The 22592-nt window shown below is 63.1% G+C and carries 28 protein-coding genes and 1 tRNA gene; 18 read left to right on the top strand and 11 right to left on the bottom strand.

Going from position 1 to position 22592, the window contains the following annotated elements; all coding sequences use genetic code 11:
• Window positions 1-11: 11 nt before the first annotated feature.
• The 4 genes from NKI47_RS07100 to NKI47_RS07085 all read right to left on the bottom strand — a co-directional run bounded on the left by NKI47_RS07100 (window position 12) and on the right by NKI47_RS07085 (window position 4465).
• The gene (locus NKI47_RS07100; RefSeq protein ID WP_352588709.1) at window positions 12-2135 is read right to left on the bottom strand and encodes a DEAD/DEAH box helicase; all 2124 of its coding nucleotides are present in this window, start codon (window positions 2133-2135) and stop codon (window positions 12-14) included.
• 4 nt (window positions 2136-2139) lie between these two features.
• Window positions 2140-3087 carry a phospholipase D-like domain-containing protein gene (locus NKI47_RS07095; protein ID WP_352588706.1) on the bottom strand — a complete coding sequence of 316 codons (948 nt, stop codon included), beginning with the start codon at window positions 3085-3087 and terminating at the stop codon, window positions 2140-2142.
• 220 nt (window positions 3088-3307) lie between these two features.
• Window positions 3308-3384 (bottom strand) — tRNA-Arg (locus NKI47_RS07090).
• Window positions 3385-3547: 163 nt separating this feature from the next.
• Window positions 3548-4465, bottom strand: a complete 918-nt coding sequence (locus NKI47_RS07085; RefSeq protein ID WP_352588704.1) for a zinc-binding dehydrogenase — start codon at window positions 4463-4465, stop codon at window positions 3548-3550.
• Between the two features lie 202 nt (window positions 4466-4667).
• On the opposite strand from NKI47_RS07085, the gene NKI47_RS07080 reads away from it, so the two are divergent.
• The gene (locus NKI47_RS07080) at window positions 4668-5474 is read left to right on the top strand and encodes an AraC family transcriptional regulator (RefSeq protein WP_352588701.1); all 807 of its coding nucleotides are present in this window, start codon (window positions 4668-4670) and stop codon (window positions 5472-5474) included.
• 33 nt (window positions 5475-5507) lie between these two features.
• Here the strand turns inward: NKI47_RS07080 and NKI47_RS07075 are convergent, their stop codons facing one another.
• Window positions 5508-6398, bottom strand: a complete 891-nt coding sequence (locus tag NKI47_RS07075) for a D-alanyl-D-alanine carboxypeptidase family protein (RefSeq protein WP_352588698.1) — start codon at window positions 6396-6398, stop codon at window positions 5508-5510.
• Between the two features lie 209 nt (window positions 6399-6607).
• Between NKI47_RS07075 and NKI47_RS07070 the strand changes: the two genes are divergently transcribed.
• The 4 genes from NKI47_RS07070 to NKI47_RS07055 all read left to right on the top strand — a co-directional run bounded on the left by NKI47_RS07070 (window position 6608) and on the right by NKI47_RS07055 (window position 8854).
• A complete protein-coding gene (locus NKI47_RS07070) occupies window positions 6608-7714 on the top strand; it encodes a hypothetical protein (protein ID WP_352588695.1) in 1107 nt (368 codons plus the stop codon).
• Window positions 7715-7790: 76 nt separating this feature from the next.
• Window positions 7791-8408, top strand: coding sequence for a nucleoside triphosphate hydrolase (locus tag NKI47_RS07065; protein ID WP_352588692.1), 618 nt, complete (start codon window positions 7791-7793; stop codon window positions 8406-8408).
• A 70-nt stretch (window positions 8409-8478) separates the two neighbouring features.
• Window positions 8479-8739, top strand: a complete 261-nt coding sequence (locus NKI47_RS07060) for a hypothetical protein (RefSeq protein ID WP_352588689.1) — start codon at window positions 8479-8481, stop codon at window positions 8737-8739.
• Window positions 8726-8854, top strand: a complete 129-nt coding sequence (locus NKI47_RS07055; RefSeq protein WP_302893450.1) for a hypothetical protein — start codon at window positions 8726-8728, stop codon at window positions 8852-8854. The genes NKI47_RS07060 and NKI47_RS07055 overlap by 14 nt, the downstream gene beginning before the upstream one ends.
• A gap of 21 nt (window positions 8855-8875) precedes the next feature.
• Here the strand turns inward: NKI47_RS07055 and NKI47_RS07050 are convergent, their stop codons facing one another.
• The 3 genes from NKI47_RS07050 to NKI47_RS07040 all read right to left on the bottom strand — a co-directional run bounded on the left by NKI47_RS07050 (window position 8876) and on the right by NKI47_RS07040 (window position 11184).
• Window positions 8876-9580, bottom strand: coding sequence for a glutathione S-transferase family protein (locus NKI47_RS07050; RefSeq protein WP_352588686.1), 705 nt, complete (start codon window positions 9578-9580; stop codon window positions 8876-8878).
• 136 nt (window positions 9581-9716) lie between these two features.
• Window positions 9717-10925: a beta-ketoacyl-[acyl-carrier-protein] synthase family protein gene (locus NKI47_RS07045; protein WP_352588683.1), complete on the bottom strand. Its 1209-nt coding sequence runs from the start codon at window positions 10923-10925 to the stop codon at window positions 9717-9719.
• 4 nt (window positions 10926-10929) lie between these two features.
• Window positions 10930-11184: an acyl carrier protein gene (locus tag NKI47_RS07040; protein ID WP_023677013.1), complete on the bottom strand. Its 255-nt coding sequence runs from the start codon at window positions 11182-11184 to the stop codon at window positions 10930-10932.
• Between the two features lie 223 nt (window positions 11185-11407).
• Here NKI47_RS07040 and NKI47_RS07035 point away from each other — a divergent pair, with 223 nt between their 5' ends.
• Genes NKI47_RS07035 through NKI47_RS07015 form a run of 5 tightly spaced genes read left to right on the top strand, consistent with a single transcriptional unit; the run spans window position 11408 to window position 13772 of the window.
• A complete protein-coding gene (locus tag NKI47_RS07035) occupies window positions 11408-12229 on the top strand; it encodes an urease accessory protein UreD (protein WP_502897369.1) in 822 nt (273 codons plus the stop codon).
• A gap of 28 nt (window positions 12230-12257) precedes the next feature.
• The gene (locus NKI47_RS07030) at window positions 12258-12560 is read left to right on the top strand and encodes an urease subunit gamma (protein ID WP_023677011.1); all 303 of its coding nucleotides are present in this window, start codon (window positions 12258-12260) and stop codon (window positions 12558-12560) included.
• Window positions 12561-12579: 19 nt separating this feature from the next.
• Window positions 12580-12837, top strand: a complete 258-nt coding sequence (locus tag NKI47_RS07025) for a DUF1272 domain-containing protein (protein WP_352455915.1) — start codon at window positions 12580-12582, stop codon at window positions 12835-12837.
• Between the two features lie 28 nt (window positions 12838-12865).
• Window positions 12866-13459, top strand: coding sequence for a HupE/UreJ family protein (locus NKI47_RS07020; RefSeq protein ID WP_352588678.1), 594 nt, complete (start codon window positions 12866-12868; stop codon window positions 13457-13459).
• 7 nt (window positions 13460-13466) lie between these two features.
• Complete coding sequence (locus NKI47_RS07015) at window positions 13467-13772, top strand: urease subunit beta (RefSeq protein ID WP_352588675.1); 306 nt, start codon at window positions 13467-13469, stop codon at window positions 13770-13772.
• A gap of 26 nt (window positions 13773-13798) precedes the next feature.
• Here the strand turns inward: NKI47_RS07015 and NKI47_RS07010 are convergent, their stop codons facing one another.
• Both NKI47_RS07010 and NKI47_RS07005 read right to left on the bottom strand, forming a co-directional pair.
• Window positions 13799-14293, bottom strand: coding sequence for a hypothetical protein (locus tag NKI47_RS07010; RefSeq protein WP_023677007.1), 495 nt, complete (start codon window positions 14291-14293; stop codon window positions 13799-13801).
• A 126-nt stretch (window positions 14294-14419) separates the two neighbouring features.
• Window positions 14420-14803, bottom strand: coding sequence for a hypothetical protein (locus NKI47_RS07005; protein WP_023677006.1), 384 nt, complete (start codon window positions 14801-14803; stop codon window positions 14420-14422).
• A 179-nt stretch (window positions 14804-14982) separates the two neighbouring features.
• On the opposite strand from NKI47_RS07005, the gene ureC reads away from it, so the two are divergent.
• The 7 genes from ureC (at window position 14983) to NKI47_RS06970 (ending at window position 20586) form a co-directional block, all read left to right on the top strand.
• Window positions 14983-16695, top strand: a complete 1713-nt coding sequence (ureC, locus tag NKI47_RS07000; protein ID WP_502896924.1) for an urease subunit alpha — start codon at window positions 14983-14985, stop codon at window positions 16693-16695.
• Between the two features lie 47 nt (window positions 16696-16742).
• A complete protein-coding gene (locus tag NKI47_RS06995; protein WP_023677004.1) occupies window positions 16743-17336 on the top strand; it encodes a hypothetical protein in 594 nt (197 codons plus the stop codon).
• Window positions 17337-17393: 57 nt separating this feature from the next.
• Window positions 17394-17978 (top strand): urease accessory protein UreE, encoded by a 585-nt coding sequence (locus tag NKI47_RS06990; RefSeq protein WP_352588672.1) that lies wholly within the window; start codon window positions 17394-17396, stop codon window positions 17976-17978.
• Window positions 17971-18660: an urease accessory protein UreF gene (locus tag NKI47_RS06985; RefSeq protein WP_352577617.1), complete on the top strand. Its 690-nt coding sequence runs from the start codon at window positions 17971-17973 to the stop codon at window positions 18658-18660. The genes NKI47_RS06990 and NKI47_RS06985 overlap by 8 nt, the downstream gene beginning before the upstream one ends.
• On the top strand, window positions 18657-19097 hold the full coding sequence (locus NKI47_RS06980; RefSeq protein ID WP_352588669.1) for a DUF3995 domain-containing protein: 441 nt from the start codon (window positions 18657-18659) through the stop codon (window positions 19095-19097). The genes NKI47_RS06985 and NKI47_RS06980 overlap by 4 nt, the downstream gene beginning before the upstream one ends.
• Complete coding sequence (ureG, locus tag NKI47_RS06975; protein WP_352588667.1) at window positions 19094-19735, top strand: urease accessory protein UreG; 642 nt, start codon at window positions 19094-19096, stop codon at window positions 19733-19735. Before NKI47_RS06980 ends, ureG begins: the two co-directional genes overlap by 4 nt.
• Before the next feature lie 83 nt (window positions 19736-19818).
• Complete coding sequence (locus NKI47_RS06970; RefSeq protein ID WP_352588664.1) at window positions 19819-20586, top strand: class II aldolase and adducin N-terminal domain-containing protein; 768 nt, start codon at window positions 19819-19821, stop codon at window positions 20584-20586.
• Between the two features lie 22 nt (window positions 20587-20608).
• On the opposite strand, the gene NKI47_RS06965 is transcribed toward NKI47_RS06970, so the two are convergent.
• A complete protein-coding gene (locus NKI47_RS06965; protein WP_352588661.1) occupies window positions 20609-21241 on the bottom strand; it encodes an HAD family hydrolase in 633 nt (210 codons plus the stop codon).
• Between the two features lie 361 nt (window positions 21242-21602).
• Between NKI47_RS06965 and NKI47_RS06960 the strand changes: the two genes are divergently transcribed.
• Entirely contained in the window at window positions 21603-22562 is a 960-nt protein-coding gene (locus NKI47_RS06960) for a sugar-binding transcriptional regulator (protein WP_352588659.1), read from the top strand.
• Window positions 22563-22592: the final 30 nt, after the last annotated feature.

Below are 22592 nucleotides of genomic sequence, written 5' to 3'. Positions count from 1 at the left end.
CGAGACCCGCCCTAGCCGAGTTCCATCCATGCCCTAAGTATAGGCTTGACGCCCAATGGTGCCTGCACCTTGCGCAGGTATGTCTTGGTAATGTGCTTTTCGACCAGCACGCGAATATCGGACAGAGCCGGTCGCTCCATCTTCGTTAGCCGGGGTGTTTCGGGCGCGGAGCGGATCAGGTCGATGATGCCCGACGCCTCCTCCCTGACGACGCCCGCGAAGAGATCGTAGAGATACCATTTCACGTCGCCGCTGTTCGTAGTCCACTCGTCTTCGCCCGACTTTGAGCTCGCATCCTTGTCATAGCCTGGCCGCGCGTAGCAGAAAAAGACCGCCTTGCTCCCGGGCTTCGGATGCTCCTTGCCTGAGAAGATACCGTCAGGAAATGCCATAACCGTATCGGTCAGACCTGAGTGATGGCGCAACAGGTCCTGCCATTCCAGATGCATTGTCTCGTCGGCAGTGATCGTGCCTTCCATTTGCTCGTCGAAGTTCCTCAGATCCTCGTAGTCATCGTCCTCGCTGAGGAGTTTACGCCCCTCGATGCCAAGCGTTTTTGAAATGCGGAGCGTCTTGTGCGACACCCTTTGATAGAGACGCAGAAGGTCGTCGAGCTCGCCAGGCGGCAGGAAGTTCCAATACCCTACGGTGCCCCGCAACAACTGCTGGTCTGGATGATCCCTGACGATGCGCTTTTCGATCTCCGGGTTCATCCGCCGATCGACACGGCCAATGCGTTGCATCAGCCGCACCGGGTTCCAATGGAGATCGTAGTTGATCAGCCGTGTTGCGTCCTGAAGGTTGAGGCCTTCGGACAGCACATCGGTCGAGATGAGTATTCGAATTTCTTCCCGGCTGGCTTTGACCAGGGCTCCACGGGAGCTTTCGTTGTAATATGGTGAAAATCGCTCGATGATCCGAGCGCGATCTCCCGACGTGTTGCTATCGATTTGATCGACGCCCTTGATGCCGGCCAGTTTAAGCTGCTCCGCCAGGTATCGCGCCGTGTCGCCGAATTCGGAGAAGATCAGCACCTTGTGCTTGCTGGCCACCGGGTCAGTGTTCAGAAGCTTGATCAGCTCAGTGAGCTTCTTGTCTTGCCTCGGTTTGAAATTTTCAAGTTCATTGAGAAAGTCAGCAATCTGTTCAAGATCCTGCAGCGTATCCTGCAGAATCTCGTCAACGGCGAAATCGTCGCGGGGGAGCTTTTCGACCGCATCCAGCAGCTCAGGGGTGACCAAATCATCCTCCTCTTCCTCGGACAGGAGGTCGAGTTGTGGAGAATAGTCCAGCAGTTTGGCGTTCTTGCGCTTCCAGCGCTCCAAGGAAGACTTCTCGTGCGCCGTCTCGGCATGCACCTCAGCCCACGCAAGCAGCTTCTGAAGCAGTCCCCAGCACGACTGCCGAAAAGCTTCAGCCGAGCTTTCGAACCGCTTCAAGAAGCTCGTCCGAATGAGTGCAACCACCTGCTGCCGCCGCCCGCGTTCGAGCGCTGGGATAACATCAGGATCTCCGCCTTTATAGTAGGCGTAAGGATTGTAGATGCCGAGAACGAAGAGCGGGGCTTGCTTCTGGAAGGCGACTGCCACCATGTCCAGGAGTTTCCCATATGTCTGCTTGACCGAATAGTTGATTACTTTCGGTTTGCGAGGTTCGGGAAATAGAACTTCGCCGGGACCCTCCCTCACCATGCTCTCCTTCACATAGCGCCGGCTGCGCTGGACGACGAGGGCATCGAACAAAGGATCCGCGAACAATTTGGGTGCGGCATCTGCAAGATTGAGGTCCAGCGGTTCTTCGCCTGTCGTACCGTAAATCTCCTTTTCGATAGCCTTCTCAAGCTGCCGGATGTGGCCGGGGAGCGAATGGATACCGAGTGGCGCCTCGGCGAAATGGTCTGTTTTGTGTTGGGAGAACAGCTCAACCATGTGCTGAAAATCGAGAAGACTATTGTTGATCGGTGTGGCGGTGAGAAGGTAAATCTGCTTGCCCTTGGCTATATCGTAAAGCCGCCAGTAGCGTGATCTGCGGCCTTCACCCTCGCTGCCCCTCGTACCAGTATTCCGGAAATGATGCGCTTCATCGACGATGATGACATCAGCTTGGGTTCTAACTTGCTCCAGCTCATCCGCCATCTTGTCACTCGGGCAGGCGCTTTGCCAGCTCTCGCTCCCAAACAGGCCCCTTTGCCGCTTTGGGCACGAATAGCGCAACATTCAGCTGTTCGTGCTTCACGAAGCGCTCGATCAACATCAGCCCGACGAAGGTTTTGCCAAGGCCTACGCCATCACAGAGGAATGCTCCGCCATACCGTTCGGCTCGCTTTAGAAGAGAGGCATACCCGTCGCGTTGATACTTCGCCAGAACGGGATAAATCGATGAAGAATTCGTCTCCCATTCGCCGGCGGTCTCCTCGTGCCCCTCGAAATACTGCTGTAACGCCCGTGCGTAGACATCGAAAGGAGAGTAGCTACGAGTATGGCGCTCCACCACTGACAGGATGTCGGGCGTAACGTCTTCTGCCTCCTCCCAGCGCTCTTCAAACCACTCTTGCAAAACCGCCACCGGAGTGCCTGTGATTTGGACGTTCAGCTCAATGTTTTCAGTTAAGCCCGGCAATGTGAGATTTGACGAGCCAACAAGGGCCGACGACCCCACGACCTCCAAGATTCCATGTGTGATGTAGGCCTTCGCATGGAACTTGTCTTTTCGATACACTCGGCATTCAATTTGACCTGATGCGATAGCGGTGACAATCGACCCGACTCCGCTCAGGAAGTGGTTCTTTAGCTTCTCCTGCTCTACGCTGAAGTCCAACTTTTGCTGGATGCGCTCGAGCCCAGCTTCGAACGCCCTTTTGGTACGTCGCGAGACATCATCCCCCATAAGGATGCGTATCTTTCCAACCTTCTGCCATTCGCCTTCCAAGGCCAGCAAGGCGCCGATCTCAAAATAGCCCGTTGCGATATCAATCGCCTTCGAGATCTGGCACCAATCGCGCAAGTACCTGAGAGCTTTCCATTCCTCGGCACTATTGTCGACGATGAATAGCTCACTGCCTGACTTGTGACTCGATCTCTTGGGCATTCAGCATTCCGCCGTTATGAGACTGGATCGCAACCTATTGCGTCATTATTAGGCGAAGCAAGCCTACTCTAGGTGCCTTGTGCATCCTGCGCCTTGCAACCACAAGCCGCCGGAGAATTGAGCGCGGAATGGTGAATACGACATGCGTGTTACCTCAACCACACAACGGAAAGCAAAAGAACGGGGTCGAAACAAAAACTATAGATAATTCTGTGGAGTTTGGCGCACCCGACAGGATTCGAACCTGTGACCTCTGCCTTCGGAGGGCAGCGCTCTATCCAGCTGAGCTACGGGTGCCTTCAGGATCGGTGATCCCAAAAACGAACCAGCCGGTAACCCGGCCAGCCACGGCTTCTTAGCGGAAGCAGGCGCCGGCTTCAACGGGCAATCGCCAGCGGGCTCAAGTTGCCGTAGCAGCCGGGGGGAGACAGAGACCGTCCCGTCCGGCGCCAGCCCCTGCTCATTCGGTCATGGTAAGCACTGCCTTGCCGCTGATGCTGCGTTGCCGCAGCGCGTCGAGGGCCTGGCCGACGTCCCGCCACGGCACGGTGAGGACTACGCGCGTTTCGAGCCGGCCGGCTGCGATCAGCGCGAGCAGCGAGGCGATGTCGGCGCCAACCTCCGGACCGGAAGCGTAGTAGGCGAAGGTCTGCAGCCGCGCACCTTCGTGCCCCGGAACGAACTGGCGGAAGCCGATGGGCGTGAGTTCGCCGCTGCTAGAGCCGAACATGACGACGCTCCCGCCGGGCGCGATCCGTTCGATCGCGTGGGCGAGGCTATCGCCGCCCACCGATTCGGTGATCAGCGAGAACAGTCCTTCGGCCAGCTCGATCGTTTCGACGACCCGCTCGGCTCCGAGGCCGCGGAGATCGTCGGCATGCCGGGGGGCGGCGACCGCCACCACCGACGCGCCCTGCTGGCGGGCGATCTGGATCTGGAAACGGCCGACCGCGCCGCTTGCGCCGGTAATCAGGACCCGCTGGCCGGCCAGGTCGCCGCCGCGCAGGGTCCGCAGCGCGGTCGTGCCCGCGACCGGAACAGTGGCGGCGGCGACGAAGCTGACGTCGTCCGGCAGGACGGCGAGGTGGTCGGTCGGAACGGCGACCCGTTCGGCCCACCCGGCCTCGTCGACCAGAGCCGCAACCCGGGTGCCGACGGCCGCCCCGGAGCCGTCGGCCGCGGCGCGCTCGACAGTTCCGGCGACTTCCTGGCCAGGCACCCAGCCGTTCGGACGGATGTTGAGCAGGCGCAGTTCGCCGCGGTTCAGCGAGACTGCCCGGACCGAGACCAGCGCCTCATGCGGGGCGGGCTCGGGCTCACCAAGCTCGGCGAGCCGCAACCCGGTGGCGCTGTCGGAAGATGTGACCAAGGCGAGCATTGGTATCGTCCCTTCTTGCTGCGTGGCGGACGCCAGCCTGTTTTCGGGCGCCGGGCTTGTTGGTCCGACGTTCAGAACGCAAGCAGGGCATGACTAGATGGAAGCCCGCCTGTCGGCTTCTGAGTTACTCATCGTTAAACTATCGACTTTCCTGCTTGAGTAATTTAGATATCTTGGCAGTCGATCGCTAAAATCAGTCAATATGAGACAGCCTCTCCGCTACCCCTGGCCTTTCGATCCGGATGATGTCCTCGCCCCGGCAATCGCCGTGCGCGTCGACGTTACCGAAACCAGGGCGGAGGTGCCGGACCACCACCACCGCAAAGGGCAACTCGTCTTCGCGCTGGGCGGTGGCGTCACATGTCGCGTCCCCAGCGGCCTGTGGATCGTGCCGCCGCATTGCGCGGTGTGGATTCCCGGCGACATGGAGCACAGCAATATCGCGACCGCCAATGCCCGGATTTTCTTCGTCTATATCGAACCGGGAGCTACCGACCTGCCGGACCGGTGCTGCACGCTTTCGATCTCGCCGTTGCTGCGCGAGCTCATCATCGAGCTGACGGATCGCGGTGAGGACGATGACGCCAGCGGCGAGCTCCTGACCAGCGTCCTACTATCCGAACTGCCGCGCATGCCTGTCCAGCAGCTACATTTGCCGATCTCGTCCGAGCCGCGCTTGAGGCGCATCGCGGCGGCGTTGGCGCAAGATCCTGCCGATCGCAGCACCCTGGCGGAATGGGCCAGTCGCGTCGCGCTCAGCGAGAGCAGTCTCGCACGTCTCGTGGTGAAAGAGACAGGGCTGACCTTCGGGCGCTGGCGCCAGCAACTGCACCTGATCGTCGCGATGCGCGAGCTGGCCTCCGGCGCCAGCGTGCAGCAGGTTTCGGCCGATCTCGGTTACGAATCGGTCACTGCCTTCATCACCATGTTCAAGAAAGCGCTTGGCAAGCCGCCGGCAAAGTATCTCAGCAGTGTCGCGCAAAACGGCGGTTCTGCGTTTGTCGCCTGAACCCGCACGCGGTCAACACTCGGACTTCAACTGTCACTGCTCCTCGGCATACAGCAGCCGCGTCTTTGCCTCGGAGGTCGGCAACAGGCTGCGCTGGATCAGCGCCTCTACGTGGTCGTTGCGCTGGCGCGCGCTGTCGGCGCCCATCACCACGATGATCAGCCTGTGCCCGTCCGCATTATAGGAGGTGACGATGTTGAAGCCCGAAGCCCTGATGTAGCCGGTCTTGATGCCGTCGACGCCGCGCACCCGGCCGAGCATGTCGTTGTGGCCGCGCACCAGCCTGCCGCGGAACATGAAGTCGCTTTCTGAGAAATAGTGGAAATGCTGCGGGAAGCGGGCGTGCAGCGCCATGCCGAGCACCGCCATGTCGCGCGCGCTGGTGTGCTGGTCGCCGTCCGGCAGGCCCGAGGCGTTGCGGAAAACGGTGCTGCTCATGCCGATCTGGCGCGCCTTGGCGGTCATCATGCCGGCGAACGCCTCTTCGCTGCCGCCGAGATATTCGGCAATTGCGACCGCCACGTCATTGGCCGATTTGACGACGATGGCGCGAATCGCCGAATCGACGTCGATGGTCTCGCCGCGCCTGAACCGCAGCTTGGTCGGCGGCTGCCGGGCGGCGTTGTCCGACACCGGGATTTGCGTCTCCTTGCTGATGCGGCCCTGGTCCAGCGCCTCGAACAGGAGGTAGAGCGTCATCATCTTGGTCAGTGACGCCGGATAACGCGGCGCCGTCGAATTGACCTCAAACAGCGTCTTGCCGGTGCCGGCATCGATGACCATGGCGGCATATTTCTGCGGCGGCGCCGGTACCGCCAGCACGCTGTCGGGCGGCGTGACAGTCGTGCAGCCGGCAGCAAACAACAGCAGCGCCAGCACAGCGACGCATTTGTGGATGGACGAAAAGAACCGGAAGGCGGACAAGTCAGTTCCGAAGGCAGGCAGTTTCTGAGACGAGGCGAAGCTATCTTAACGCAAAGGCACAGTCCATTTGGTTAATATCGGTCTGGCCCTCGAACGGTGCCCTGTCCACAGGCCGACGTGGCGCCGCCTGATGTGAATTGCCGGCCACCGCGCTTGCGCAACCGGCGGCGAGTGGGCTTTGCTGGCGCCGGCAGAATCGGTAGGTGCACATGGATGCGGTCACGATCACGGCAAAGGGCATTTCGGTATCGGTCGATCTTGCCGTCGGCCATCTCGCCGACATGGCGGTCGATATCGATGGCCATCGGCTGAAGCCGCTGCATCGCGCACCCTGGGTCGGCGAGCCGCGCGAGATGCTGCCGAAAGACCTGCCTGAAGGGACGGTCCACCTGTCCGGCGATTTCCTCTGCGCGCCGTTCTCGATCAGCGACGTCGAAGCGGCACCTTTGCATGGCTGGCCGGCAAATAGTCGCTGGGACGTCGTCGACAGCGCGGCAACGGCCGACGGCTGGCGCGCCGTCTTCCGCCTGCAGCGCCCGGTCATGGGCGCAACCGTCGACAAGATCCTGACCTTGCGCGACGATCATCCCTTTCTCTATCAGGAGCAAGTCTTTTCCGGCGGCGCCGGCGCCATTCCCGTCGCCCACCATCCGATGACGGTAATGACGGCCGGCGGCAGGCTGGCCTTCTCGCCGAAGCGCTTTGCCGCGACGCCCAACGAGGCGCCGGAGCCCAATCCCGCCCGCGGCCGCTCTTTGCTCGCCTACCCGGCACGGAGCGCCGACCTGACGCGCTTTCCCGCCGCCGACGGCGGCACGATTGACCTGACCACCTATCGCATGGACCAGCTGCGTGAGGACTTCGTGACGCTGGTCGAGGCCGATCATGGCGGGCCGGGCTGGACCGCGCTGGCGCGCCAGGCGGAAGCCGATCTCGTGCTGGTGCTGAAGAACCCGGCCGAACTGCCGGTCACCATGCTGTGGGTCAGCAATGGCGGGCGCGATTATGCGCCATGGAGCGGCCGCCACCGCGGCGTGCTCGGCATCGAGGACGGCCGCACGGCCGTCGGCCACGCCGCATCGCTCGGCGACAATTGGCTGAAGCATGAAGGCGTGGCGACCGCCTTTGCCCTTTCCGAAGGACGCCGCTTTTCGTTCCGCCATGTCATCGGCGCACTGCCATGGCCATCCGGCGAGCCGCCGCACGACGTCACGACCTCGCCGGGCCGCATGCGCATCCTGGCGGCTGACGGTGCCGTGCGCGACATCGCCTTCGACAGCGATTTCCTGCGGACCGGTCAATCCAGGCCCGATTGAAGGCTTGGCACAATCCGGCGTTTGAAATTTTCGAAAACTGCCGCCAAAATGCGCCAGAACCACCGTAAGGGGGCCAATGTCAGAAATCGCCCATATCGCTGCTGCCATTTTCAAGCGCGCCAAGGCGCCGCGCTTCATCGTTGCCATTGCCGGTCCGCCCGGCGCCGGCAAGTCGACATTGTCGGCAGGCTTGCACGACCTGCTGCCGGAAGGCACGGCGGAAGTCGTGCCGATGGATGGCTTCCATTACGATGACGCCGTTCTCGATCGACGCGGCCTTCGCGCGCGAAAAGGTGCTCCGGAAACCTTTGATTTTGCCGGCTTCGAAGCGCTGCTGAAGCGCATCCGCGCCGGCGAGCCGGATATCGCCATCCCGGTCTTCGACCGCAGCATGGAGCTGTCGCGCGCCGCCGCTGCGATTGTCGCCGCCGACACCAAATTCATTCTGGTCGAAGGCAATTATCTGCTGCTCGACGAGGAACCCTGGACGCGGCTGGCGCCGCTGTTCGACTTCTCGATCTTCGTCGATGTGCCGCGCGCCGAGCTCGAGCGCCGACTGCTGGCGCGATGGCACGAGCACGGCCGGTCCGACGAGGATGCGCGCGCCTGGATCGCCTCTAACGATATGCCGAACATCGACCGCGTGCTTGCCCGTCGGCGGCCCGCCGACCTGGTGGTCGGCGACCTGGCCTGACTTGCAAGGAACCGCCCGGCCGGAACCTTGACAGTTTCAGGCCGTTATCCCGGATACGGCAATTGTGCCCATGAGGGAACCGTTCGATGGAAACCATGGCAAGAAAGCCTGCGCCCGCCAAGGGCAGGGCAACACGATCAAAAGCCACTCGAGCAAAAACCAGCGCCGGCCCGGCAGCGGCGGCCCGCTCCAAGGATGCGGCAAAGCCCAGCTTTGGCAAGGCGGCGCCGAAAAAGGTGATGCCTGCCGCGACCAAAGCCGCTGCACCCAAGCCCAAAAGATCGGCAAGCAGCAGAGGATCGATCGCAGGCAGCGCAATGCGCACTGTTAAAGCAACGGCCAATGTCGCCGCCGGTGCCGTGCTTGCCACCGCCAAAGGTGCGGCGTCGCTTGCTGCTTCCGTAGTCGGCAAGGGCGGCTCAAAACCCCGGACCAAGGCAAAATAGCCGAGCGGAATCGATGTAAGATCAGCTTCTGGCCGGAATGGTGAGGCCCCTCTGCACCGCCGGCCGGGCGAGGCCACGCTCCAGCCATGCGCCCACGCTGGGGAAATCGTCGAAACCGACGAGTTCCCGCGCCTCGTAGAAGCCGATCAGATTGCGCACCCACCCAAGCATCGAAATATCGGCGATGGTGTAATCGTCGCCCATGATCCAGCTGCGGCCCTTGAGCCTCGTTTCGAGGACGCCGATCAGCCGTCGCGACTCGTCGCGATAACGTTCCAGCGGGCGCTTGTCGGCGATTTCGCGCCCAGCGAATTTGTGGAAGAATCCGACTTGGCCGAACATCGGCCCGATCGAAGCCATCTGGAAGAACACCCACTGGATCGTCTCATAACGCAGCGTCGCGTCTGCCGGCACCAGCTTGCCGGTCTTGTCGCTGAGGTAAAGCAGGATGGCGCCGGATTCGAACAAGCCGATCGGCTTGCCGCTCGGGCCGTCCGGATCGATCATCGCCGGTATCTTGCCGTTCGGGTTCAAAGACAGGAATTCCGGGGTCCAGCTCTCGTTCTTGCCGAGATCGACGGCATGCGGCTCGTAAGGCAGGCCAAGTTCCTCCAGCGCGATCGATATCTTCACCCCGTTCGGCGTCGGAAACGAATAAAGCTGGATGCGGTCGGGGTGGCTCGCCGGCCAGCGCCTGGCAATCGGAAACGCGGACAGATCGGTCATCGAAACTCCTGGTAGGGGACCGCGCCGAGCGGCACGGTCATGGCAGGTCGCAGAGAATTAGGCGCGACGCCTGGCGCGATCAATATGCGCATGGAAAGTTTCGCCGGCCCCGGTGAAGGACCCGCAAGGGGTGCGGTCACACGGCCTTGACCGCCAGCACCGCATTGGTGCCGCCGAAGGCGAAGCTGTTGCTGATCGCGGTGCGCACGGTGCGTTCGCGCGCCACGTTCGGCGTGATGTCGAGATCGCAGTCGGCGTCGGCTTCCCGATAATTGGCGGTCGGCGGCACGATGCCTTCGCGGATCGCCATCACGCAGGCGATCATTTCCAGCGCGCCGGAGGCGCCGAGGCAGTGGGCGTGCATCGATTTGGTCGAGGACACCGAAAGCTTGTAGGCATGGCCGCCGAACACGCGTTTGATCGCCGCCGTCTCGATCTGATCGTTGGCCTTGGTGCCGGTGCCATGCGCGTTGAGATAGTCGACGTCCTCGGGATTGAGCCCGGCATCGACGAGGCAGAAGCGCATCGCCGCCTCAGGCCCTTCGATGGTTGGCGCGACGATATCGGAGGCGTCGGCGGAAAGGCCGACGCCGGCGATTTCGGCAAGGATGGCGGCGCCGCGCGCCATGGCATGCTCATATGTTTCCAGCACCACCATGCCGGCGCCTTCGCCGAGCACGAGCCCCTGGCGGTCGGCCGAAAACGGCCGGCAGGTGTCCGGCGACAGTACCCGCAGGGCCTCCCAGCCCTTGAGGATGCCCCAGACCAGCGGCGCATCGGTGCCGCCGGCGACCATGACGTCGGCCCGGCCGAGCCTGATCTGATCGACCGCCGAGGCAATGGCGTGGTTGGATGACGAGCAGGCAGAGGTGATGCCGAACACCGGCCCGCGCAGACCAAGATTCATGCTGACATGGCCGGCTGCAGCGCCCGGCATTACTTTCGGGACGGTGAAGATGCCGGCGCGGTTCTTGCCTTCGAGCAGGATGGCGCGATAGTTCTCTTCGATTGCCTCCCAGCCGCAGACGCCGACGCCGACGATGGTGCCCATCCGGTAGGTGTTGGCCGCGTGCGGGTTCAATCCCGCCTGCTGTGCCGCCTCCCGCGCGGCGATCGTCGCCAGAAGGCTGAAGCGGTCCATCGACACGACCTGCTTGCGGTCGATGCCGTGCTCGGGAAGCGCCTTGATTTCGCAGCCGACCTTGACCTTCAGATCATGCAGCAGCGGATTGTCGATCGCGCCGATTGCCGAACGGCCGGCGCGCATTTCATTCCAGATTGCCGGTGCATTGGTGCCGAGCCCGCATAATCCGCCGATGCCCGTGATGACGACGCGCTTGTGCATTCAGTCAGGCTTTTTTCGCGATCAGCGCGCGAACCGCCTCGACCATGTCGCCGACATTCTTCAGATTGCTCCAGGCATCGACAGTGTTCATCTCGATTTCGATGCCATACTCTTCCTCGAGATCGAAGATGATCTCCGTCAGTTCCAGCGAATGGATGCCAAGGGCGGTCAGTTCGGTACTGGTGGTGATTTCCTCGCCGCCCGGCTCGGCATGAGCCTTGATCTTGGCGATGATATCGTTTGCCAGCTGGTCAGCCATTCGGTTTCTTCCCCAACTCTGTCGTTTCCCGACGCCAACTGATCAGCGCCCCTTTTGTCCTCGATTACGTCGTCATCGTCGCCTTTTACCCCCGCCAGGCGCCGGTGACCGTACCAAGGTGGCTCCCTCTATAGAAACCGAAACGCTGTCAAGCAACAAGCTATATATCGACAAAGCCGCCGCAGTGCTTAACGTTGGTGTCGTGGATACGATCGCATATAGCTTGACTTCAGTGCCGCCGGCCCAGCGTGTTGCCGGCGTCGCGCGGCTTGGCTGCGACTGGAACGGAGGCCGCACGCGTCTTCGGCGTCTGTACCAGGACGGTTCGGCCAAGATCCGCATGCCGGCGGTCTCGGCCGATCCGCTCGAAGCCGTCCTGATCAACACCGCCGGTGGGCTGACCGGTGGCGACCGTCTCGCCTGGGAGGTCGATGTCGGTGCCGGCGCCTCCGCAATCATAACAACGCAGGCCTGCGAGAAAATCTATCGCGCCGCATCCGACCGCGCCGAAGTGCGGGTGCAGCTGACTGTCGGGGAAGACGGCCACATTGCCTGGCTGCCACAGGAAACCATCGTCTTCGACCGCTCGGCCTTTGCCCGCAGCCTTGACGTGGAGCTTGCCACCGGAGCCGAGGCGCTGATCCTGGAGGCTACCGTCTTCGGCCGCCTGGCCATGGGTGAACGGGCTTCGCAAGGCCATTTCCACGACCGCTGGCGCGTCCGCCAGGACGGGGCGCTGGTCCATGCAGAGGAGTTCCGCATCGGGCCGGACATTGCGGCCACCTTGAACCGTCCCGCAGCGGCCGGCGGTGCCGTCGCCGTGGCGACGCTGCTGATGGTGTCGCCACGGGCAGAGGCTTTGCTCGAGCCGGCCCGGGGCATAGTCGGCGGCCAGGGCGGCGTCAGTTTCTGGAGCGTGCGGAAATCTGGCAAGCTTCTTGCGAGGCTGTTCGCCGAGGACGGGTACCAGCTCCGCAAGCGGCTGGTGCCGCTTGTCGAATTGCTCAACGGACGGGCGGGCCTGCCCAAATTATGGTCACTCTGATTTCGATTGCGCCACCGCAGGAAAAAGCATGAATCTGACGCCGAGGGAGAAAGACAAGCTGCTGATCGCCATGGCGGCGATCGTGGCCCGCAAGCGGCTCGAACGCGGCGTCAAGCTCAATCATCCGGAAGCGATCGCGCTGATCACCGATTTCGTCGTCGAGGGTGCCCGCGACGGCCGCGCGGTCGCCGAGCTGATGGAGGCCGGCGCCCATGTCGTCACCCGGGCCCAGGTGATGGAAGGCATTGCAGAAATGATCCACGATGTGCAGGTCGAGGCGACGTTTCCAGACGGCACCAAGCTGGTGACCGTGCACGAGCCGATCAGATAACACCGCCAAGGAGAGGAAAATGCTTGAGCTGCGTCCCAACTGCGAGTGCTGCGACAAGGATCTGCCGCCCGATGCGACGGATGCGGTGATCTGCACCTTCGAATGCACCTTTTGCGCCGACTGCGCACAAAACGTGCTCGGCGGCGCCTGTCCGAATTGCGGCGGCAACTTCTCGGCCCGCCCGATCCGTCCGGCAGCGCTGCTGAAGAAATATCCGGCCTCAACCAAGCGCGTCCTCAAGGCAGAGGGCTGCGCTCCGGCCCGCAAGGCGGCGTGAGAGGTACTCGAAGATGGAAGGTACGCCGATGATCCCCGCTACGATGAAACGCTCAACGCTGTCGGCGGTCCTGCTGCTGGCGGCAGCAATGCCAGCCTATGCCCATGTCGGCATCGGCACGGTTTCGTCCTTCACCGCCGGCTTCTCCCACCCGCTCTCCGGCCTCGATCACATGACGGCGATGATTGCCGTCGGGCTATGGGCCGCGCTCAAGGGCGACAAAGCGATCTGGGCATGGCCGCTGGCCTTCGTAAGCGTCATGCTGGCCGGCGGCGTGCTCGGCATGCTGCATGTGCCGATGCCTTTCGTCGAGCCGGCGATACTGGCGTCCGTCGTGGCAATCGGGCTGCTGGTTGCGCTCGCCGTCGATCTTCCTGTCTCGGCCGGCGTCGCCGTCATCGGCCTGTTCGCGCTGTTCCACGGCTATGCCCATGGCACCGAGGTGCCCGAGAATGTCGGCGGACTCGGCTATATGGCGGGCTTTGCCGTTGCCACGGCACTGCTCCACGCCGTCGGCATCGCGGCCGGTCTCGGCCTCGGCTGGCGCTTCCGCGGGCTTGCCCGCGCCGCTGGCGCCGCTTGTGCCGCGATTGGCGCCGGCCTCGCTTTCGGCGTCGTGTGAGGCCGCGATGATCCCCGGCGAAATCATCACGGCAAGCGGCGAGATCGAACTGAACAAGGGTCTGGCGACGGTCACCTTGAAGGTAGCCAACAGCGGCGACCGGCCGATCCAGGTAGGCAGCCATTATCATTTCTTCGAGACCAATGAGGGACTGAGATTCGATCGCGACAAGTCCCGCGGCATGCGCCTCGACATCGCTGCCGGCACCGCCATGCGCTTCGAGCCCGGCCAAGAGCGCGACGTTACCCTGGTGCCGTTCGGCGGCAAGCGCGAGGTCTACGGATTTCAGCAGAAGATCATGGGCGCGCTGTGAGATCGAAGGCGTCGAGCAGTTTCGGCTCAGCCGGGCGGCTTGGCCGCCGCATAGATGACGACCTTTCCCGGATCGTCGAATTCCACCGCCAGAACGTCCTCGGTTTGCACTCGCCGCGAATCGATGGCGTTGAACAGCAATGCGTTCGCCTCGATCTCCTTGCGCAGCTCGGCGATGTCGTCCCGATGTTGCCTGACCTTGTTTTCGATCGCCGGCGGCGGGCCGCCTTCGGTGCGCGCGGCATCGGTAAGAAACACGATATCGACCTTGTCGAGCTTGGATGTCTTGCGCACGGCGGCGATATTTTCACGCGTGCGGTCGATCGCCGAACTGACCTTGCCGGCTTCCGCATTTGTCTGGGTCTCTTCCTGGCCGACCTCCGAGCCGACGATCCGGTTGACGGTCTCGGCGCTGTCGAGGCTCTGCGCGTTCAGCGCGGCGTGCGGAATGCTGGCTGCCAGAAACGCGGTCGCGGCAATCCCATGCAGCCATCTGGTGTCGGAGAAGGTGGTGATCGCCATCGCTCGTTCTCAGGGTCCTTTTCGAGGCTCGTGTCAGGGCGACAGGACCGAAACGTAACGTCCCCCGTGAAGGTTCCCTTTGCGATGCGGCGGGCTGGCCGGGCGCCGGCCCGCCGCCTCGTCTCGTCAGCTCGCTTTCTTGGTGATCAGCGTCAGCGCGCCATTGGTGCTCATGCTGGCGGCGATCACCTGCGCCGAGGTGAGCCCCTTGGCTTCGAGCGCGGATTTGACCTGCGGTGTCGCGTCGATCGAGCCGCGCAGTTTCTGCAGGTCGGCATCGCTGCGCTTGGCGATCACCTCGTTGACCTTGGCTTGAGTGTCCGCGGGCAGATCCTTGATATCGACGACGTTGATCGCCTGGATGGTGGGCGCCTGCGGCTGCGCCCCGGGCGCGGCAGGAGCAGGCGCAGCCGGCGCCGGACTGGGCTGCTGCGCAGGCTGTTGCTGGGCGCTGGCGGCGGTTGCGAGCACCAGCGTGGCGGCGGCTGCCAGAAGGGTCGTTTTGCGCATGGATGTTCCTTTCCATCGATTGGCAAATGGTCGTTTTGGGGTGGCCCGGCCACCTCAAACGCTAAATGGGATCGGAAAGTGTCGCTCAGCGGGTCATTGCGTGACCATAGGATGGCGGCAATGTGGGGCCCGGCTTCGACAAGCGGTATTTCCGGGCTGTATTTCGGGAGCAATTGCTGATGGCTAAAATCACCCGCGCCGCCTACGCGCAGATGTACGGCCCGACCGTCGGCGACAAGGTCCGGCTCGCCGACACCGAGCTGTTCATCGAGGTCGAAAGGGATCTCACTCTTCACGGCGAGGAGGTGAAGTTCGGCGGCGGCAAGGTCATCCGCGACGGCATGGGCCAGAGCCAGGTGTCGCGCGCGCAAGGCGCGGTCGACACCGTCATCACCAATGCGTTGGTCGTCGATGCCACCGCCGGTATCGTCAAGGCAGATATCGGCCTCAGGGACGGCCGTATCGCCGCGATCGGCAAGGCCGGCAATCCGGATACCCAAGGCGGCGTCACCATCATCATCGGTCCCGGCACCGAGATCATCGCCGGCGAGGGGAAGATCCTGACCGCCGGCGGCTTCGACGCGCATATCCATTTCATCTGCCCGCAGCAGATCGAGGAAGCGCTGATGTCGGGCATCACCACCATGCTCGGCGGCGGCACCGGCCCGGCGCACGGCACGCTGGCCACCACCTGCACGCCTGGGCCGTGGCATCTGGCGCGCATGATCCAGTCTTTCGACGCCTTCCCGATGAATATCGGCCTGTCGGGCAAGGGCAACGCGTCGCTGCCTGCCGCGCTCGAGGAGATGGTGCTCGCCGGCGCCTGCTCGCTGAAGCTGCACGAGGACTGGGGCACGACGCCGGCTGCAATCGACTGCTGCCTGTCGGTCGCCGACGATTACGACGTGCAGGTGATGATCCACACCGACACGCTGAACGAGTCCGGCTTCGTCGAAAACACGGTCGCGGCGATCAAGGGCCGCACCATCCATGCCTTCCACACCGAAGGCGCCGGCGGCGGCCACGCGCCTGATATCATCAAGGTCTGCGGCCTGCCTAACGTCATTCCGTCCTCGACCAACCCGACACGCCCCTACACGATCAACACGCTGGCCGAACACCTCGACATGCTGATGGTCTGTCACCATCTGTCGCCGTCGATCCCCGAAGATATCGCCTTTGCCGAAAGCCGCATCCGCAAGGAAACCATCGCCGCCGAAGACATTCTGCACGACATCGGCGCCTTCTCGATCATCTCGTCGGACAGCCAGGCCATGGGCCGTGTCGGCGAAGTGGCGATCCGCTGCTGGCAGACCGCCGACAAGATGAAGCGCCAGCGCGGTTCGCTGCCGCAGGAGACCGGCGACAACGACAATTTCCGCGTCCGCCGCTACATCGCCAAATACACCATCAATCCGGCCATCGCGCATGGCCTGTCGAAGGACATCGGCTCGGTGGCGGTGGGAAAACGCGCCGACCTCGTGCTGTGGAATCCGGCCTTTTTCGGCGTCAAGCCGGACATGGTGCTGATCGGCGGCATGATCGCCGCCGCCCCGATGGGCGATCCCAACGCCTCGATCCCGACGCCGCAGCCGATGCATTACCGGCCGATGTTCGGGGCCTACGGCAAGGCGATGACCAATTCGTCGGTGACCTTCGTTTCGAAGGCCGCGCTCGACGCAGGCCTGCGCGGCAGGCTCGGCGTCGACAAGCAGATGGTCGCGGTCGAAAACACCCGCGGCGGCATCGGCAAGCATTCGATGGTGCTCAATGACGCCACGCCGCATGTCGAGGTCGACCCCGAAACCTATGAGGTCCGCGCCGACGGCGAACTCCTGACCTGCGAGCCGGCTTCCGTGCTGCCGATGGCGCAACGCTACTTCCTGTTCTGAACCATAGGCGTTAGAACGACCGATGTAGAACATGCCGCGCCAGGCTTATGGACCCGCAACTCCCCTACGCCCACGACATTTTCCCGCATATCCGCATCGTCCTGGGCATGGTGATCGGCCTCGGCGTCACCCGCCTGCTGTCGGGGGTCGCCCGCATCGTCCAGCATCCCGGCCAATACCGGCTCTATCCCGTGCACCTCGCCTGGGTTGCGTCGGTGCTTTTAATGCTGGTGCATTTCTGGTGGTGGGAGTTCGGCCTGTTCCAGATCGAGAATTGGACCTTCGGCAAATACCTGTTCATCATCTTCTACGCCGTCACGCTGTTCCTGCTCTGCGCGCTGCTGTTTCCGGATTCGATGCTGGACTACACCAGCTATGAGGATTTCTTTTATTCGCGCCGGGCCTGGTTCTTCGGCCTGCTGGCGGCGACCTATCTGCTCGACGTGATCGATACGCTGCTGAAAGGGCCGGAGCATTTCGCCCATTTTGGCGTCGAATATCTGATCCGCACGCCGGTTTTCGTCGCGCTTTGCGTCATTGCGATCCTGCTGCGCGACCGCCGCTTTCACATCGCCTTTGTCGCCGGCGCGCTCGTCTATCAGATATCGTTCATCCTGCGGCTCTTCGACACGATCGTCTGAGCCCCATTGGGGCGGCGGACGCGATAGGCTAGGCTTTTTGGGAGAGGCAGTTTTTACATGAAGCTCGATATTCGCACCGACTTCACCAAATTCCCGCGCGCCGTCTCCGTCCTGGCCGCAGGCGAAGCCGGAACCACCACGCCATACGACAGTGCGGTGCTTGCCCATGACGAGCGGCATCTGCGCCGTCGCGCCATCGAAACGGCCCGTAGCGACAAGGTGCTGGTCGACCTGCCCGAACCGGTGACCTTGAACCATAGTGACCGGCTGGTGCTGGAGGATGGCCGCCACATCGAGATCGTCGCGGCCGAGGAGCCGCTCTACGACGTCCGGGCCAGCGACCCTGTCCATCTGGCAGAGCTTGCCTGGCACATCGGCAACCGCCATCTCGCAGCCGCCATCGAAGCTGGGCGTATCCTCATTCTGCGCGACCATGTCATCAAGGCGATGCTGGAGGGATTGGGCGCCACGGTGAGCGACGTCTCCGAGCCGTTCAAGCCGGTGCGCGGCGCCTATTCCGGGCATGGCGGCCACGGCCACGCTCATGCCGAGGCGCATGCGCACAGCCACGCCGAAGCGCATTCCCATGGCCATAGCGAATCGCATTCCCACAGCCATTCGCATGACCATGACCATGACTGACCAGCCTTCCAACGTTGCCCAGCCTTCCAATATTGCTTTGTTGCGGCTGATGGCGTGGCTGTCGCCTTCCTTCCCGGTCGGCGGCTTTTCCTACAGCCATGGTCTCGAGCAAGCCGTGCATGCCGGGCTGGTTGCCGACAGCAAAGAGCTCGCCGCGTGGCTGGAAACGCTGGTCGAGATGGGTTCGGGCTGGAATGATGCGGTGCTGTTTGCCGAAAGCTGGCGCAGGGCGCGCGAAACCGGCGATCTCGATGAAATCGTCGCCCTTGCCGAAGCTCTGGCAGGCTCGCGCGAGCGCCATGCCGAGACCATGCTGCAGGGCGCTGCTTTCCTGAAGGCGGCCTTCGCCTGGCCGTGCCAAGTGCTGGATCGCCTGCCGGCCGAATGCGCCTATTGCGTTGCCGTCGGCGCCGTTGCCGGCGATCACGGCATTGCGCTGCGGGACGCCCTGGCGGCCTTTCTGCAGGCCTTCTTCTCCAATCTCGTCCAGGCTGCGATCCGGCTTGGCATCGTTGGCCAGAGTGCCGCGATGACGCTACTGGCCGCCTTCGAACCGCTTGCCCTGGCGACGGCCGACCGCGCTGCCGGCTCGACCCTCGATGATCTCGGCGGCTGCGCTTTCATCTCCGACGTCACGGCGATGAAGCACGAGGCCCAGTATTCGCGGCTGTTCCGCTCATGATCGTCCTCGCTTTCGCGCTCTCGCTGGTCCTGCTGCTGATCACCACGCTGCATGTTTATTGGGGCATTGGCGGCATCCGGCCGGGCAGGGACGCTGCCTCCTGCGCCCGCGCGGTGGTCGGCTTCCGTGGCGTCGACGAAATGCCGGCGCCCTTCGCCAGCTTCGCCGTCGCCGCCTGCCTCGGCCTGGCGACGCTGTGGCCGATGGCGCTCGAAGGCGTGTTTGCCACGCCCTTTCCCAAGGCCGGGCTCGCCGCCACAGCGCTGCTCATCGCACTGGTCTTCCTGGCGCGCGGCATTGCCGGCTTCACGCCTTGGTGGCGCCGGCTGGCGCCCGAACAGCCTTTCGCGCGGCTTGATGTCAGCTACTATTCGCCGCTCTGTCTGTTGATCGGGCTCGGCTTCGCCATTCTTGCCATCACGGAGTTCCCTAGATGACACAAGCCAACGGTCCTCTTCGCATCGGCATCGGCGGCCCGGTCGGCTCCGGCAAGACGACGCTCACCGAAAAGCTTTGCAAGGCGCTGCGCGACGAGTTTTCCATCGCCGTCGTCACCAACGACATCTACACCAAGGAAGATGCCATGATGCTGGCCCGGCTTCAGGCGCTGCCCGAGGATCGCATCATCGGCGTCGAGACCGGCGGCTGCCCGCACACCGCCATCCGCGAGGACGCCTCGATCAATCTGCAGGCGATCGCCGAAATGACCAGAAAATTCCCGGATCTCGACATCGTCTTCATCGAATCGGGCGGCGACAACCTAGCCGCCACCTTCTCGCCGGACCTTGCCGACCTGACGCTCTATGTCATCTCGGTTTGCCAGGGCGAGGAGATCCCGCGCAAGGGCGGCCCGGCAATCACGCGGTCGGATTTCCTGGTCATCAACAAGAGCGACCTTGCGCCCTATGTGAACGTCAATCTCGACGTGATGGAAAGCGACGCTGCCCGCATGCGCGGCAAACGGCCGTTTGGCTTCACCGACCTGTCGCGCGGCAAAGGGCTTCAGGAGGTGATAGATTTCATCGTCGAGTATGGCGGGCTGAGAGCCGGCACTGCCACCAGCACGGCGGCATAGCAATCGCGTTCGCCTGCACCAAACGAAACCGGTTGCGCGCGTTCCAGTCGCGCGGCATCCTCGCCTCTTTCACGGAGGTTACGATGAGCATCGCCCGCCTGCAGAAGGAAGTGCTGACCAACCTGCCGTTCTATGAGGAGCGCGTCGATCTGGCTTGCGCCTTCCGCTGGACGGCGCGGCTCAACATGCACGAGGCGGTGGCCAATCATTTTTCGCTGGCGGTCAACGACGATGGCTCGCAATTCCTGATGAACCCCAACCAGGTGCATTTCTCGCGCATCAAGGCGAGCGATCTGCTTCTGATCGACGCCAATGATCCCGACACGCTGGTCGGCCCGAATGCGCCCGACCCGACGGCGTGGGGCCTGCATGGTGCCATCCATCGCAACGTGCGTCATGCACGCTGCGTCATGCATGTCCACTCGATCCACGCCACCGTGCTTGCCTCGCTCGCCGACTCGACGTTGCCGCCGATCGACCAGAACTCGGCGATCTTCTTCAACCGCCATGTCGTCGACGCTCATTATGGCGGGCTGGCCTTCGAGGAAGAGGGCGAGCGCTGCTCCCAGCTTCTTGTCGACCCGAAGGTCAAGGTGATGATGATGGGCAACCATGGCGTGCTGGTCATCGGCGACAGCGTCGCCGACACCTTCAACCGCATGTTCTATTTCGAGCGCGCCGCCGAAACCTATATCAAGGCGCTGTGGACCGGCCGGCCGCTGCGGGTACTGTCGGATGAGATCGCGGAGAAAGCGGCAAGGGAACAGGAAGACTATCCCGGCCAGGCCGAGCGCCACCTTTCCGAACTGAAGGCGATCCTCGACGAGCAGGAGCCTGCCTACCGGAGTTGAGCGCGGTCCCGCCGGGCCTGGCTTAAAGCCCGAGTTCGGCCCGCAATTCGCCGGCGCTGTTGATGACAATCGCCCCCGGCGGCCCCTCCATGGGCACCTCTGGCCAGAAAATCGTCTTCATTCCAGCTGCCAGCCCCGCCGTGGCGCCGGTCACGCTGTCGTCGACCGCCACGGCCTCGGCGGGATCGACGTCGGCCAACCAGGCGGCGCGCAGGAAAGGTTCGGCATGCGGCTTGCCTTCACGCACGTCGTTGCGGCTGACCGTCTTCATGCCGGGATATACGAGGCCTACGGCGCGCAGATTGGCATCGACGATCAGCCTGTCCGAGTTGGACACCACCGCTTGCGGCACGCCAAGCGCGAGCATCTCATTGAAAATCTCGATCGCGCCGGTGCGTGGCGTCAGCGTTTCGGCCATCGGCAGATAGTGATCGTATTTGCGCACGATCCAGTCGTCGAAAGGCAGGTCGAGGCCGAACTCGTCGCGCAGCATTTCGTAGACCGGCCATGCGGCGATGCCGAGCACGCGCTCATGCAGGTCGGCCGGCGGCGCGATGCCGACGCTGTGCAGCGCCGCAATCAGCGCCGCCTCGTGCAGCGGCTCGCTGTCGACCAGCGTGCCGTCCATATCCCAGAAAACCGCTTTCGGCGTCATGCAAGGCTCCATTCTCAAAAAATTCCTTAAAGCGTTTAGCGCGCGAGATAAACCGCCGCGTCCCCCGCTAATGCATGTCGCGCAAAGTGTGCAGCGGTTTTGCAATGACGACATGCATAAAAAGGAACCTAAAACGCGTCGCATGAGGCCGATCGAACGCAACGCGCTTTAGAACCGGGATTGGTGCGACCTCGACAGTCTTGCTGTTGCAACGAGACTGGTCGACCTGTCACTTCGCTCCAAACACCCAAGTTTCATCACTAAGCAATTGCTCTTACAATAGGCAATTGCGCGCAAGTTCATTCCCTGCGAAACTACTGCGCTCCGCCTCTTATGCTCGGCGGGATTGGGAGGCAGGAACTTGAATTCGCGGCAGGACAGCGGCGGCAACAGGCTGGACGACGCGGCGCGTGCCGGCTGGCTCTATTATGTCGCAGGCAACACCCAGGACCAGATCGCCGCCACGCTTGGCATCTCGCGGCAGACGGCGCAGCGGCTGGTGTCGCTCGCAGTCTCCGAAGGGCTGATCAAGGTGCGCGTCGACCATCCGATCGCCAATTGCCTCGACCTTGCGGCACGGCTGAAATCGCGCTTTGCGCTCGATCTGGTCGAGGTGGTGCCGAGCGACCCTTCTTCTTCCTCCACCGTCATCGGCGTCGCCGAGGCGGCGGCGGCCGAGATCGAACGGCGGCTGCGGTCGCCGGTGCCGATCGTCATGGCGAGCGGCACCGGCCGCACGCTGAAGGCCGCGATCGAGCAACTGCCGCCGATGGAATGCCCGCAGCACAAAGTGGTGTCGCTGACCGGCAACATCTCGCCGGACGGCTCGGCGGCCTTCTACAACGTCATCTTCACCATGGCCGACAGGGTCAAGGCGCGTTCGTTTCCGATGCCTTTGCCGGTCATCGCTTCCTCGCCCGAGGAGCGCGAGATGCTGCTCAGCCAGCCGATGATCCAGCCGACGCTGGCGCTTGCGGCCGAGGCCGACGTCACCTTTGTCGGCATCGGCGATCTCGGCCCGAAGGCGCCGCTTTACGAGGACGGCTTCATTTCGGAGGGTGAATTAAAGGCGCTGCAGAAGGCCGGCGGCGTCGCCGAGATCGTCGGCTGGGTATTCGATCGTGACGGCCGCATGATCGAGGGCATCACCAATGATCGGGTGTCGTCGGCACCGCTGCCGTCGCGCGAAAAGTCGCTGGTGATCGCGCTTGCCATGGGCGACCGCAAGCTGCCGGGCATCTTCGCGGCCGTCAACCGGCGGCTGGTCAACGGCCTCATCACCGATGAGCGGACCGCCGCCGCCTTGCTGGCGGGCGCATGATCTCCGAGCCGCTGGCGATCATGTGAAATC

It is taken from the genome of Mesorhizobium sp. M0633 (assembly GCF_040320645.1).
In the GTDB taxonomy this organism is placed as follows: Bacteria; Pseudomonadota; Alphaproteobacteria; order Rhizobiales; family Rhizobiaceae; genus Mesorhizobium.
Note: the sequence above shows the minus strand (reverse complement) of the source record. Positions and strands in the feature narration are given on the sequence as shown.

What these genes read in the sequence shown, in the direction of transcription:
- NKI47_RS07015 (WP_352588675.1), top strand. Translation starts at nt 13,467, where the DNA reads ATGATCCCCGGCGAAATCATCACGGCAAGCGGCGAGATCGAACTGAAC.
- NKI47_RS07095 (WP_352588706.1), bottom strand. Translation starts at nt 3,087, where the DNA reads ATGCCCAAGAGATCGAGTCACAAGTCAGGCAGTGAGCTATTCATCGTC.
- NKI47_RS07085 (WP_352588704.1), bottom strand. Translation starts at nt 4,465, where the DNA reads ATGCTCGCCTTGGTCACATCTTCCGACAGCGCCACCGGGTTGCGGCTC.
- NKI47_RS07070 (WP_352588695.1), top strand. Translation starts at nt 6,608, where the DNA reads ATGGATGCGGTCACGATCACGGCAAAGGGCATTTCGGTATCGGTCGAT.
- NKI47_RS07040 (WP_023677013.1), bottom strand. Translation starts at nt 11,184, where the DNA reads ATGGCTGACCAGCTGGCAAACGATATCATCGCCAAGATCAAGGCTCAT.
- NKI47_RS07045 (WP_352588683.1), bottom strand. Translation starts at nt 10,925, where the DNA reads ATGCACAAGCGCGTCGTCATCACGGGCATCGGCGGATTATGCGGGCTC.
- NKI47_RS06970 (WP_352588664.1), top strand. Translation starts at nt 19,819, where the DNA reads ATGAGCATCGCCCGCCTGCAGAAGGAAGTGCTGACCAACCTGCCGTTC.
- NKI47_RS06985 (WP_352577617.1), top strand. Translation starts at nt 17,971, where the DNA reads ATGACTGACCAGCCTTCCAACGTTGCCCAGCCTTCCAATATTGCTTTG.
- ureC (WP_502896924.1), top strand. Translation starts at nt 14,983, where the DNA reads ATGGCTAAAATCACCCGCGCCGCCTACGCGCAGATGTACGGCCCGACC.
- NKI47_RS07055 (WP_302893450.1), top strand. Translation starts at nt 8,726, where the DNA reads ATGCGCACTGTTAAAGCAACGGCCAATGTCGCCGCCGGTGCCGTGCTT.
- NKI47_RS06965 (WP_352588661.1), bottom strand. Translation starts at nt 21,241, where the DNA reads ATGACGCCGAAAGCGGTTTTCTGGGATATGGACGGCACGCTGGTCGAC.
- NKI47_RS06990 (WP_352588672.1), top strand. Translation starts at nt 17,394, where the DNA reads ATGAAGCTCGATATTCGCACCGACTTCACCAAATTCCCGCGCGCCGTC.
- NKI47_RS07010 (WP_023677007.1), bottom strand. Translation starts at nt 14,293, where the DNA reads ATGGCGATCACCACCTTCTCCGACACCAGATGGCTGCATGGGATTGCC.
- NKI47_RS07030 (WP_023677011.1), top strand. Translation starts at nt 12,258, where the DNA reads ATGAATCTGACGCCGAGGGAGAAAGACAAGCTGCTGATCGCCATGGCG.
- NKI47_RS07100 (WP_352588709.1), bottom strand. Translation starts at nt 2,135, where the DNA reads ATGGCGGATGAGCTGGAGCAAGTTAGAACCCAAGCTGATGTCATCATC.
- NKI47_RS07065 (WP_352588692.1), top strand. Translation starts at nt 7,791, where the DNA reads ATGTCAGAAATCGCCCATATCGCTGCTGCCATTTTCAAGCGCGCCAAG.
- NKI47_RS07005 (WP_023677006.1), bottom strand. Translation starts at nt 14,803, where the DNA reads ATGCGCAAAACGACCCTTCTGGCAGCCGCCGCCACGCTGGTGCTCGCA.
- NKI47_RS07050 (WP_352588686.1), bottom strand. Translation starts at nt 9,580, where the DNA reads ATGACCGATCTGTCCGCGTTTCCGATTGCCAGGCGCTGGCCGGCGAGC.
- NKI47_RS06980 (WP_352588669.1), top strand. Translation starts at nt 18,657, where the DNA reads ATGATCGTCCTCGCTTTCGCGCTCTCGCTGGTCCTGCTGCTGATCACC.
- NKI47_RS07060 (WP_352588689.1), top strand. Translation starts at nt 8,479, where the DNA reads ATGAGGGAACCGTTCGATGGAAACCATGGCAAGAAAGCCTGCGCCCGC.
- ureG (WP_352588667.1), top strand. Translation starts at nt 19,094, where the DNA reads ATGACACAAGCCAACGGTCCTCTTCGCATCGGCATCGGCGGCCCGGTC.
- NKI47_RS07020 (WP_352588678.1), top strand. Translation starts at nt 12,866, where the DNA reads ATGATCCCCGCTACGATGAAACGCTCAACGCTGTCGGCGGTCCTGCTG.
- NKI47_RS07025 (WP_352455915.1), top strand. Translation starts at nt 12,580, where the DNA reads ATGCTTGAGCTGCGTCCCAACTGCGAGTGCTGCGACAAGGATCTGCCG.
- NKI47_RS06995 (WP_023677004.1), top strand. Translation starts at nt 16,743, where the DNA reads ATGGACCCGCAACTCCCCTACGCCCACGACATTTTCCCGCATATCCGC.
- NKI47_RS07080 (WP_352588701.1), top strand. Translation starts at nt 4,668, where the DNA reads ATGAGACAGCCTCTCCGCTACCCCTGGCCTTTCGATCCGGATGATGTC.